At 64.9% G+C, this 10,269-nt stretch carries 11 protein-coding genes and 1 pseudogene; 5 read left to right on the forward strand and 7 right to left on the reverse strand.

Translation table 11 applies throughout. The features are described 5' to 3' along the window. The 4 genes and pseudogenes from WBQ44_RS21500 to WBQ44_RS21515 form a co-directional block, all read right to left on the reverse strand. Positions 1-291: pseudogene (locus tag WBQ44_RS21500) on the reverse strand (ATP-binding protein); the annotation flags it as partial. Positions 292-327: 36 nt separating this feature from the next. Then, positions 328-1,041 (reverse strand): TMEM165/GDT1 family protein, encoded by a 714-nt coding sequence (locus tag WBQ44_RS21505; protein WP_495568693.1) that lies wholly within the window; start codon positions 1,039-1,041, stop codon positions 328-330. A gap of 230 nt (positions 1,042-1,271) precedes the next feature. Further along, on the reverse strand, positions 1,272-1,799 hold the full coding sequence (locus tag WBQ44_RS21510; RefSeq protein WP_495568694.1) for a peptidase: 528 nt from the start codon (positions 1,797-1,799) through the stop codon (positions 1,272-1,274). A 236-nt stretch (positions 1,800-2,035) separates the two neighbouring features. After that, a complete protein-coding gene (locus WBQ44_RS21515) occupies positions 2,036-2,659 on the reverse strand; it encodes a superoxide dismutase (RefSeq protein ID WP_495568695.1) in 624 nt (207 codons plus the stop codon). A gap of 302 nt (positions 2,660-2,961) precedes the next feature. Here WBQ44_RS21515 and WBQ44_RS21520 point away from each other — a divergent pair, with 302 nt between their 5' ends. Continuing rightward, a complete protein-coding gene (locus tag WBQ44_RS21520) occupies positions 2,962-4,047 on the forward strand; it encodes an acyltransferase family protein (protein WP_495568701.1) in 1,086 nt (361 codons plus the stop codon). A gap of 18 nt (positions 4,048-4,065) precedes the next feature. Here the strand turns inward: WBQ44_RS21520 and WBQ44_RS21525 are convergent, their stop codons facing one another. After that, a complete protein-coding gene (locus WBQ44_RS21525; protein ID WP_495568702.1) occupies positions 4,066-4,992 on the reverse strand; it encodes an LLM class F420-dependent oxidoreductase in 927 nt (308 codons plus the stop codon). Between the two features lie 213 nt (positions 4,993-5,205). On the opposite strand from WBQ44_RS21525, the gene WBQ44_RS21530 reads away from it, so the two are divergent. From WBQ44_RS21530 to WBQ44_RS21545, 4 genes are all read left to right on the forward strand, one after another. Beyond that, positions 5,206-5,526 carry a rhodanese-like domain-containing protein gene (locus WBQ44_RS21530; protein ID WP_495568703.1) on the forward strand — a complete coding sequence of 107 codons (321 nt, stop codon included), beginning with the start codon at positions 5,206-5,208 and terminating at the stop codon, positions 5,524-5,526. Positions 5,527-5,612: 86 nt separating this feature from the next. Beyond that, positions 5,613-6,542 (forward strand): DUF4328 domain-containing protein, encoded by a 930-nt coding sequence (locus WBQ44_RS21535; protein ID WP_495568696.1) that lies wholly within the window; start codon positions 5,613-5,615, stop codon positions 6,540-6,542. Beyond that, positions 6,539-7,312 (forward strand): glycerophosphodiester phosphodiesterase family protein, encoded by a 774-nt coding sequence (locus WBQ44_RS21540; RefSeq protein ID WP_495568697.1) that lies wholly within the window; start codon positions 6,539-6,541, stop codon positions 7,310-7,312. The genes WBQ44_RS21535 and WBQ44_RS21540 overlap by 4 nt, the downstream gene beginning before the upstream one ends. Positions 7,313-7,345: 33 nt before the next feature. Then, complete coding sequence (locus WBQ44_RS21545; RefSeq protein ID WP_495568698.1) at positions 7,346-8,251, forward strand: DUF5926 family protein; 906 nt, start codon at positions 7,346-7,348, stop codon at positions 8,249-8,251. 111 nt (positions 8,252-8,362) lie between these two features. Here WBQ44_RS21545 and WBQ44_RS21550 read toward each other — a convergent pair whose 3' ends face one another. Both WBQ44_RS21550 and WBQ44_RS21555 read right to left on the reverse strand, forming a co-directional pair. Next, the gene (locus tag WBQ44_RS21550) at positions 8,363-8,920 is read right to left on the reverse strand and encodes a ferritin (RefSeq protein WP_495568699.1); all 558 of its coding nucleotides are present in this window, start codon (positions 8,918-8,920) and stop codon (positions 8,363-8,365) included. 130 nt (positions 8,921-9,050) lie between these two features. Continuing rightward, a partial coding sequence (locus WBQ44_RS21555) for an LCP family protein (protein ID WP_495568700.1) occupies positions 9,051-10,269 on the reverse strand: 1,219 nt, incomplete at its 5' end.

Below are 10,269 nucleotides of genomic sequence, written 5' to 3' on the forward strand. Positions count from 1 at the left end.
ATACGTCACGGCGGCACAGCTCCCCGCGTAGCGAATGAGCTGAATGTTGTTCGAGAAAGACGAGGCGCCGAACAGCAGACCTGATCCGAAAACACCGACGACGGCGAACCACACCCACCACGACGACGTCAGATACGCGGTCCGGCGAATCTCCGGCAGAAGCAGGACGAAGTAGACGAGATAGCCGGTGCCGACGAACCGCGCGAACAGTCGGACCAGTCGGTCGAGCGAACGATGCTCTTCCCCGGTGCGCTCTCGCGGCGACGGTGTGCTGGTGGGCCGGGCTGACATACGTTCCTCCACGATCTTCGCGAAGGAAAGTGTATGTCAGCTCTCTTCGACGGTGACCGGTTGTTCGAACGGCACGGAGGTGCGGGCTCGTCGACGCCGTTGGACCGCGACCACGGTGATCCAGACGCCGACGGACAGGGCGAACACGACGCCTGCCGCGATGACGGGCGCTGCGGTACCGGGCATGAGTCCTTCGAAGAAGAGCGATACGCCGAACACGAAGAACAGCACGGAGGCGCCGTACTGGATGACCCGTTCGGGCAGGTGCTTGCCGAGAACGGCGCCGACGACGATGGCCAGTGCGTCCGCGGCGACCATGCCGACCGTCGACCCTATCCACACGCCGACCCAGTCGTTGTCGGTGGCCAGCGTGACCGTCGCCAGCATCGTCTTGTCGCCGAGTTCGGCGAGGAAGAATGCCGACGCGATGGCGAGGAACGCCGAACGCGTCACCTTCGATGCCTTTACGCCCTCGTCGTCGGACAGTGAGTCGCCGCGCAGCGTCCAGAGGCCGAAGACGACGAAGGCGATGCCGCCGACGATCGAGATGGCGGCGGTGGGGATCGAGAGTCCGAGGAAGTGGCCGACGGCGACCGAGACGAGGTGAACGACTGTCGTGGCGACCGTGATGCCGCCGATGACGACGTACCAGCGGTAGCGCAGCGCGAACGTCATGGCCATCAGTTGGGATTTGTCGCCCAGTTCGGCAACGAAGATGACGGCGAAGCTGAGTATCAGGGCAGAGAGCACGGGTGCGGGACTCCTCGGTCGACGAACGTGACCGAAGGTCTCGCCCACCGCCCTCTTTTGTGATGAGGGGCGGTTCACCGTGCCGGGCCACACCGTATGGGGTGGCCAGTATGTCGACACAGCAATTGGGGGCTACTCCCCTTCGCTGTCAACGAGATTAGGTCGGTCGGCGCGAAATGGCAAACGCCACAGCAAGTTTGGTTACCCGAAAACTCTTGTACGGGCTTCGATCACGACGCGAGGAGCATCGCCAAAACCGCGGTGTCGGGATCGCTGATCGGGTCGATTCCCACCCTGCTGCGCATTCCCGTGACGGTGCCGTCGGATTCGGCTTCGACCCAGGCAGCGCGGTGTTCGAGACCCAGATGAGGAATGCCCGGCAGCAAGACGCAGCCCGAAGCCGCGCCGGCGCACTCGGGCAGCGACGGGGTGGTTTCCGACGGCGGATGCAGCATCAGCAGAGCGGACGGCTGGTGCCGTGCGTATCGACCGGGTGTGACGGCCGTCTCGCCGACGACCGGGCCGTCGGCAAGCACGAGGCCGACGGTTCCGGGCTCGGGGTCGTCGGGAAGTTCCTCCCGAACACCGAACACCGTCGACGTCGTCAACAGTCCCGGCATCGAGGCAACCTGAACGGCAAGTGCAAGGAACTGGGTCCACTCCTTGGTGGTGGCGGGCCACCTGCCGGACACGACGAAGCCGCGCAGCAGGCCCGCAGCAGAGAAAGGGGATACACCGATGAGATTGTGCTCGTTCATCTCGTACTCCTCGCGGGTGAGTGCCGAAGGGGCTTCGAAAATAACTCCGGTAACGGCTACACCACGTTGGGTAGAGGAAAAGGATGAACCAGACAGGCGCTGGCACACAAGACCATGCGAGTGCCAGCCATGGACTTTCAAAAACAGGGACATCCAAACACACGAATGGGCCACCCACACCGCTGCGCGGTACGGATGGCCCATCGGAGCCGAACAAGTTATTGCAACTGACAGGACTACGGGAAGATGAGACCCGGCGTCTGCGAGGTGGCGGCTGCGAAGCGAGCCTGGACGTCGGCCCAGTTGACGACGTTCCAGAATGCTTTGACGTAGTCGGCCTTGACGTTCTTGTACTGCAGGTAGAAGGCGTGCTCCCACATGTCGACCTGGAGCAGCGGGATGATGCCGAGCGGCACGTTGGCCTGCTGATCGTAGAGCTGGAAGGTGAGCAGCTTCTTGCCGAGCGAGTCGTAGCCGAGCACTGCCCAGCCGGATCCCTGCAGGCCGTTGGCGGCTGCGGTGAACTGCCCGCGGAACTTGTCGAACGAACCGAACTGATCGTCGATCGCTGCGGCCAGTTCGCCTTCGGGCTTGTCTCCACCGTTGGGCGAGAGATTCTTCCACCAGATGCTGTGGTTGACGTGGCCACCGAGGTGGAACGCGAGGTTCTTTTCGAGCAGGAAGATTGCGCCGTGATCTTCGTTGTCGCGAGCAGCGGCAAGCTTCTCGATGGCGGTGTTGGCACCGGCCACGTACGTGGCGTGGTGCTTGGAGTGGTGAAGTTCGTTGATCTCGCCCGAGATGTGAGGCTCGAGGGCGGAGTAATCGAAATCAAGGTCGGGCAGTGTGTACTCGGACACGTGTTTCCCTTCTCTCTCGACGCCGCGTCCACCGTTGATGCCGGGCGCGATCGTCCTACTGCGAAATCTTCGTAGGGTTACAACCCAATCTCATTCCTACTCCTAGTGCAACCGTTCCAACCGAGACGCATTTCTCGGAATAAACACAGGGGTGCGCGGCAGGGGTGCTTGATAACGACGAGGTCACGAGCGAACGGCAGAATTCGTCCGGCAGATGAACGGGAACTTAAGATGGTCTCGTGAGTTTTTCACGCCGGTCGAGCGAGCAAACCGAGAACACATCGGTCGACGTCGCGCCCCGCGTGAATCTCCCGGGCGCAAATCTCTTGCGCTTCATTGCCGTACTCACGGTGCTGTACTCGCACATATCGTTTTACCTCATCGACGACCGAGGTGATGGTTGGTGGGTCATGGACGTCGTGCACCAGGTCTTCGTTCGGGAGATGGGCCTGAACAATCACCTCTCGTTCGTCGGCGTCGCCATCTTCATGCTGTTGACCGGCCTACTCGTCACGCGGTCGGCAATTCGGCAATCCCGACGCGACTTCGCAGTGGGCCGGTTGTCGCGGCTCGTTCCGGCTCTGTGGCTGGCCATCGCGTTGGCCATCGTGCTCGTGCGACTCGGTATCAACGGCATGTTCAGCGGACAGAACGGCATCAGCAACAGCGAGGCCGCGCTGAGTTTCGTGCTCGGTGGATTCTTTCTGAAGCCCGAGGTGGCCGTACTGGGCGTTACGTGGACGCTGACGGTGCAGCTCATCTTCTACCTCTACTGCCTCGCTGCGCGCGATCTTCTTCGCGGCAGGCCCGCGCTCGTGCCGGTGCTCGGTGCGGCAATCTGCGTCGTCGTACTGATCTACAACCTGTACATACCGCAGCCCTGGTCGGTGCCGATGCTCTCCAAGATCGCGGCGACGCTGCCCACGTTGTTCCTCGGCCAGATCATCTACCTCGGTTGGGCGAAAATCATCGACCGCCGCTGGGTGGTCGTCGCGACCATCGCGCAAGTCGAGGTGGTCCGTCTCGCGACGGACGTGCACGCCTACTGGGCGGGTGACCAGTACATGTGGACGATCATCGTGGTCACCGGCCTGACGTTGCTGTTGGGCCGGCGCGACGGAAGATTCGCGCGATCGCGCGTCGTCCACTGGACCGGCACTCGCAGCTACGCGATCTACCTGCTGCACACCCTGATTCTCTACCGCGTCTACGAAAACGTCGTTCCCTATACCGGACCCACGGGCGCGGTGGTGGCGTTCGTCGCCGTCACCGCGCTGGCGTCGGAAATTCTCTATCGGTACATCGAGACGCCCGCGGCAGTGTGGCTCAAGGGGCGCTTCACCCGCACCCCCGAGAAAGCACGACCGAGCGCCGCCGAAGGCACTTGACCGCGCTGTCCACAGCTGTTACAGCTGGGGCATGACCTCGGAGGCGACGAGTTCGAGGTGGTCCAGATCGCTCAGGTCGAGCATCTGCAGATAGACACGGGTGGCGCCGAGTTCGCCGTAGCTCCCGATCTTGTCGACGAGCTCGGCCGGGCTTCCCGCGGCGCCGTTCTCGCGGAGTTCGGGCACCTCGCGGCCGATGGTGGCTGCTCGTCGAGCGATCTCGTCCTCGGTCCGGCCGCAGCACAGCACCAGCGCGTTGGAGTACACCAGCGACTCGGGATCCCTGCCTGCCGAGGTGGCCGCGGCACGCACGCGATCGAACTGCGTCGCGGTGGCCTCCAATGACGCGAAGGGAATGTTGAACTCGTCGGCGTACTTCGCGGCCAGCGCCGGGGTGCGCTTCTTACCGCCGCCGCCGACGAGGATCGGGGGCCGCGGAGACTGGACCGGCTTCGGCAACGCCGGTGAGTCGACGATCGGGTAGTGCTTGCCCTCGTGCGTGAACGTCTCGCCCTCGGGCGTCTCCCACAGCCCGGTGATGACGGCCAGCGACTCCTCTAGCTTGTCGAACCGCTCTCCCAGCGACGGAAACGGGATGCCGTATGCCGTGTGCTCGTCCTCGAACCAGCCCGCGCCGAGCCCGAAGTCGACGCGGCCACCGCTCATCGCATCGACCTGCGCGACGCTGATGGCGAGCGGACCCGGGTACCGGAACGTCGCCGAGGTGACGAGCGTTCCGAGCCTGATCGTCGACGTCTCCCGCGCGATCCCGGCGAGCGTGATCCACGCGTCGGTCGGTCCGGGCAGGCCCGTGGAGTTCATCGCGAGGTAGTGGTCGGATCGGAAGAACGCGCCAAAGCCCAGCTTCTCGGCTGCCTGCGCCACTTCGAGCAGGTCTTCGTAGGTCGCGCCCTGCTGCGGTTCGGTGAATACGCGGAGTTCCATCTTCGAAGTAGCCATGACACAAGCTTAGAAGTGACGCGCAGATGCGTCGCCCGGCCTGTGGATAGAACCTGCGATTGTCCGGTTTCTGTGGATCGACCTGTGGATAGTGTGGATAACTCGCCGAGCTGTCCACAGGTCGGCGCCGTTCGCGGTGGCAGGCCGAGCACGGCGCGTGACAAGATCGTGTATGTGTCTGCCCCGGATCTGCCCTCTGTGCCCGTAGCCGAACTCCCCACCGACCCGAGCGAGTCCGCAGTACTTCTCGACGTCCGAGAAGACGACGAGTGGCAGCAGGGCCACGCGCCCGGAGCCGTGCACATTCCCATGGGCGAGGTTCCATCGCGGCTCGGTGAGATCGACCAGAATGTCCCGCTGTACGTCGTCTGCCGCGTGGGCGGGCGATCGCTACGCGTTGTCGAATACCTCGCGCAAATCGGCTACGAGGCGACCAACGTCGACGGCGGCATGCTCGCATGGGAAGCCGTCGGGCGTCCCGTGGTGCGTGACGACGGCGCCGAGGCGAGAATCGCCTAGTGTCCGCATTCCAGGTCTGCGCGAGATGCGCGACGCGGTGGCCCGTCGGGACGCGTCCCGCTCTCTGGTGCCCGCGATGCCACGGTGTGCTGCTCTCGCCCGTCTCCGCGCAGGCACCCGCTCAGGGACGTCGCAACTTCAAATGGGTCGCCCGCGCACCGCGCACCAGAACAGCGGCGTCGACGCGTACCGTGTCGCCCGGAAAGACGCCCACACCGAAGTACGACGAGATCCCGCGCTGGGGACTGACCGACCGCCCTGTCGGTCCGCGCGAAGAGCGTGAGACACGGCTGAAGCGCTGGGCAAGCGCGGCTCCCGGCCTGCTCACGCTTGTCGGCGCGCTGCTGAGTCTTGCCGTCGTGGCCGAACTCGTCAGATATTCGGTGCTGCTCTACAACCGCACTCGACTCGTCGGTCAGACCACGGTGATCACCTCGGACGCGTTGGTGTTCTTCGCCGAGATCGCGGCCATCGTCATCGGTGTCGCCGCTGCCGTCGCCTCGGCCTGCTGGCTCGTCCGCGCACGCCGAGCCGTCTACGAACGAGCCGGTTCTCGCGACCCGCGCAGTGCGCGCTCGATACTTCTGGGCTGCCTGGTGCCGGTGCTCTCGCTCGTCATGCCCGGGGTGTACCTCACCGAAGTGGTGAACGTACGCGGCGGCACCGACCAGCACCGCCTGCTCGTGTTGGTCCGCATCTGGTGGGCAACCTGGATCGCCAATTGGCTTCTCATCGTGGCTGCCTCGCTGTGGCGGCTCCGCGATTCGCTGCAGGCCCAGGCAGACGGCGTACTGCTCGCTGCCTTGGTTGCGTTCGTCGGGGCGGCGCTGGCCGTCGCGACGATCGGCGTCATCCGCGGCGTCGACGGATTGCGATGGCGCGGAACCGCACGGCCCGCGCCGACACGCTGGGTCGTCGCCACCACCCGCGCCACCACCCCTGAAACTTCAGGTAGCCAGGAGTCCCATCCCACCGAAGAGACTCATGCCACCGCAGAGAAGGCCACGGCGTCGTGAGCGGTGACGGGCGTGGGCCGTTCATCGTCGCGCATCGCGGCGCGTCGGAGGAGAAGAAGGAGCACACCCTCGCGGCGTTCGAACACGCGCTGCGAGTGGGCGCCGACGCACTCGAATGCGACGTCCGGCTGACGAGGGACGGTCACATCGTGTGCGTGCACGATCGACGGGTCGACCGGACGTCGACGGGCACCGGCACCGTCAGCGGACTCGCTCTGGACACGATGAAGTCGTTCGACTACGGCGACGACATCGAACGCGCCGACCTGCTGACACTGGCGGATCTCATCGCACTGGTCATGGACTGGACCAGCAAGCCGGTCAAGCTTTTCATCGAGACGAAGCACCCGGTGCGCTACGGAAGCCTCATCGAGAACAAGGTCCTGGCCGAACTGCACCGTTTCGGCATCGCTCAGCCGGCGTCGGCTGCGCACTCGCGGGCGGTGATCATGTCGTTCGCACCCACCGCGGTGTGGCGGGTGCGCCGGATGGCCCCGCTGCTCCCGACTGTCCTCCTCGGCGACGCGTCGTTCTACCTGGGCGGGGGCGCTGCCACCGCAGTCGGCGCGACGGCCGTCGGACCGTCGATCAGAACGTTGCGCGAACGTCCGTCGCTGGTGGACAGGGCAGCGGCGGCCGGGCGCGCCACGTACTGCTGGACGGTCGACGAGCAGGCCGACGTCGAACTGTGCCACCGACTCGGCGTCGGCTGGATCGCCACCAACAATCCGGGGCGGACGAGGGCGTGGCTCGAGCGGGCGGCAACCTGACCGGCCGTCCCGGTCGACGTGTAGGTTTCGGGCGTGGGTAAGAGCAAAAGAAACAGTGGTCCGAAGCAGGGCAGCAACCGAGCAGCGTTGCTTGCGCAGCGCGAAGCCGAGCGCGCGAGCGTGAGCGCAGCACCGGTGCGCCCGTTCCAGGGTGTCGCGGCGGAGTGCGACCTCGTCGCCATGCGTGAGTTCGTTCCGTCGGCTACCGCGCCGGTGGTCGTGGACGGTCGTCCGGTGACCGTCGCGACGGTCTTGCCGGGTGCCGTGGCCGCGTTGGTGCGCGAGGAGAACGACACGGCGGTCGGCTTCGCGGGCCTGCAGGTGCAGGTGCATTCGCCGAACGTGGCAGCCGATCTGTCCAGCGCGCTCACATGGGCGTCGATTGCGCAGCCGGGCGAGTCGCTCGAAGCATCGAGGCCGGACGGCAACACAGCAGCACTCGCGGAGGTTCTCGACCCGTCGCTACAGCTGGACGTGACGGTGCACCAGGACTTCAATTGGTGGCTTCCCGAGAACGCCGAACCTGCGCCCGATGTGGCTGCCACAGTCGAGCGTGCGAATCAGGCGATCATGCCGTCGGCTCGTCTCGAGGGTGATGGTCTCGTCGCTGCCTGGTGGGTCGACGCCGGGGACAAGGCGCACCTGCGGTGGGTCCGTCCCGAGAGCGAGGACGATCTGATGCTCGCTCTGGCCCGACTGCACGCAGCCGGAAATCTCACGCTGGGCGAAGGCTCGCGTTACGCCGGCTCGTTCCGTACCCACGGTCTGCTCGTCCCGGTCTTCGACCTGGACAACGAGATGCACCCGACCGAATGGTCCGCCCCCGCAACAACATTCGGAGAGAAGCTAGCCGAGGCGCTGGCCGTCGATGCACCGTTGACCTCCGAGGAGCGTCGCTCGCGTGACGGTCTGCGCGGCAGGCAAGTCACCCTGCGCTGACTTGGTACTGCTTCTGTAGCTGCGCTGCAGAACGACGAAAGCGGAAGTCCACACCGTGATGGGGTGGGCTTCCGCTTTCGTACGAGCGCGCGGTACTGCCGGCGCGAGCGCTTACTGGATGGATCCGCCTGCGGCCTGAGGGGCACCGGTGTCGGAGACGCTGGGCCCGTTCATCTCGCGGGCTACGAACTGCTCGAGATCGAACAGGTTGTGACCTGCGCGGTCGGCGACGTTGAGCAGTGTGCGCATCTTGGCGACCTCTTCGATCTGCTCCTTGATGAACCACTGCATGAACTGCTCACCGATGTAGTCGCCTTCCTCGCGCGCCGTGCTCGCGAGGTTGACGACCTGGTCGGTGACGGCCTCTTCCTGCGTCAACGCAAGGGCGATCGGCTCCCGGGCGTCGGTGAAGACCGTCTTCGCGCCGTCGACGCCGTTGAGCTCGACGGTGATGTCGCGATCCAGGAAATACTGGACGATCATCATTGCGTGATTACGCTCTTCGACCGCCTGGGCGTAGAAGTGCTTGGCCAGCTGCGGCAGGTCGACATTGGCGAAATACACAGCGGTGGCGATGTATTGGTGCGACGCATTGAATTCGTTGCGGATCTGATCACGCAGGAGTGCATGGAATTTCGAATGCGTGGTTTCTGTGATGTTTGCGCTCATGCCCAGAAGAATATGCTGGTCAGAGGGCATTGTCATCCAAGTCGAGCCTTATTGAGGCGAACATAGCCTAAATAAGATGGCCCTAAATATGGATGCCGACCAGCCGAATGTGCGCCGGAATGTTTTGACACTACGGGCCGGCAGTTCGCAATTCTTCCGGTATCTGACGATCGTCGGCGAGCGCCTGAAAGAACTGCGACGCACGATCGGAATCCCACAGCAGCACGTTGCCCACGTCGGTATTCTCGAATCCCGCGACGGGAACCGCCGTCGTCACCAGTTCACCGCGCATGGCCCACGCAAGCGACGCGAGATTCCAGATGTGGTCACCCTCGTCGACACTCAGCGAATCCACCGTGTCGGTGACCAAGGGCCAGAGGCGAAACGGATTGAGGAACGTCGACGGACTCGTTGCCTTGGACAGCAGAGCGGACATGAACTGGCGTTGATTGTTCATGCGATCCAGATCGGCGAGGGCGGTGGCCCGCGACCGAACGAACCCGAGAGCCTCCGCGCCCGCCAACTCCTGGCAGCCCGCCTGCAGGTCGATACCCGCGAGCGGATCGGAGATGGCGTTCTGCAGGCATACGTCCACACCACCGATGGCGTCGACGATGCCGGCGAAACCACCGAAACCGATCTCCGCGTAATGGTCGACGCGTATCCCCGTCGCGCCTTCGACCGTCTGGACCAGTAATTGCGGCCCACCGAGCGCGAACGACGCATTCAGCTTGTCCTGCCCGCTGCCGGGTACCGACACGTACGAGTCCCGCGGCAGGCTGACCATCGTCGTGGCGCCGCCGCCCTCGGGAATGTGAATCAAGATGATGGTGTCGGTGCGGCTCGGGCCGGTTTCGCCGCCCGTCGCCAACGCGGCCTCCTGCTCCGGCGTCAGCCCCGCTCGCGAATCCGACCCCACGAGAAGCCAATTGGTGCCCGGAGTGTCCGCAACCCGGCCGTCGTAGTCGGACAGCGCATCGATGCGAGTCAGAGAACTGTCGACGTAGTAGGTCAGCCCGCCGACGACGAGCAGCAGCGCCAGAAGCGTCAGCCCGAGGCGTCGACCCCGATGCTTTCGTTTGCTCGGACGAGGTGCGCGCTCCGGTTCGGGTCGCCGCAACGCACGCTCGGGAGGCGGTCGGCGCGGCGGGTCCGCTCGGCGAGCTCGTTGCTCGCGCTGCGACTGCTCGTTATACGGCTGTTCGGTATACGGCTGGGGTTGCTGCCGCGGCGCGTGGTCGCCCCACGCCTCGTTCTGCGCCTGATCTCGACGCGAGTACTGCTGAGTCGGGTTCGGGCCGCCGGACACAGGACCGGGCTCGGGGGCCGCCGACCACGCCTGCCCGCCC

This window comes from Rhodococcus sp. (in: high G+C Gram-positive bacteria), assembly GCF_049591685.1.
GTDB lineage: Bacteria > Actinomycetota > Actinomycetes > Mycobacteriales > Mycobacteriaceae > Rhodococcoides.